The 1,013-nt window shown below is 62.7% G+C and carries 1 protein-coding gene; it reads left to right on the forward strand.

Annotated elements, in window-relative coordinates:
• Positions 1-93 precede the first annotated feature (93 nt).
• Positions 94-1,013, forward strand: a 920-nt coding sequence (locus tag EAW56_RS12470; RefSeq protein WP_122086869.1) for an ATP-binding protein, incomplete at its 3' end; no start/stop codon positions are given.

Here is a 1,013-nt window from a genome sequence, read left to right on the forward strand (position 1 = left end):
GAGAACGAGGAGGCTGTCGAGCACGGCCAGACCATCATGATCATCGAGCCCAAGTAAGCACACCCACAACCCCTAGAAAGGTGAGGAGTCCCAATGTCTGAGTTGTTGGGGAGCGTACTCATTGCCAACCGCGGTGAGATCGCACTTCGCATCATCCGTGCCTGCAAGGAGCTCGGTATCAAGAGTGTCTTGGCGTATTCCGAAGGCGACCGCGATTCGCTTCCGGTGAAGGAAGCCGACAAGGCCGTGTGCATCGGCCCGGCGAACGCCGCCAAGAGCTACAACAGCCCGGAGCTCGTCGTCTCCGCCGCGATGGCGTACAAAGTCGACGCGATCCACCCCGGCTACGGCTTCCTCTCCGAGAAGGCCGACTTTGTCAAGATGGTCGAGGACGAGGAGATTGGCTTTGTCGGTCCGTCGTCCGAGCACATCCGCCGGATGGGCGACAAGATTGAGGCGAAGCGTATCGCGCAGAGCGCGGGCGTGCCGACGGTGCCCGGCTCCGACGGCGTCGTGACCGAGTTCGACGAAGCGCTCGAGGTGGCCAAGCAGACCGGCTTCCCGCTGCTGATCAAGGCGGCGGCCGGCGGCGGTGGCCGAGGCATGCGCGTGGTGGAGTCTGAGGACACGCTGGAGAAGGACCTCAACGAGATCATGAACGAGGCCCAGTCCGCGTTCAACGACTCGTCGGTCTACATCGAGCGCTTCCTCACAGACATCCGCCACATCGAGATTCAGGTGCTTGCGGACGGAGAGAACGCGATTGCGCTCGGCGAGCGCGACTGCACCTCGCAGCGCCGAAACCAGAAGCTCATCGAGGAGGCCCCGTCGCCCGCGATCGACGACGAGCTCCGCGCCGGCCTCCAGGAAGCCGCGATCAACCTCTGCAAGGAGGTCGGCTACAAGAACGCCGGAACGGTGGAGTTCGTGTTCGACAACATCGAGCGCAAGTACTACTTCATCGAGATGAACACCCGCATCCAGGTGGAGCACCCGGTCACCGAGATGATCAC

Source organism: Corynebacterium gottingense (assembly GCF_003693265.1).
Classification (GTDB): domain Bacteria; phylum Actinomycetota; class Actinomycetes; order Mycobacteriales; family Mycobacteriaceae; genus Corynebacterium; species Corynebacterium gottingense.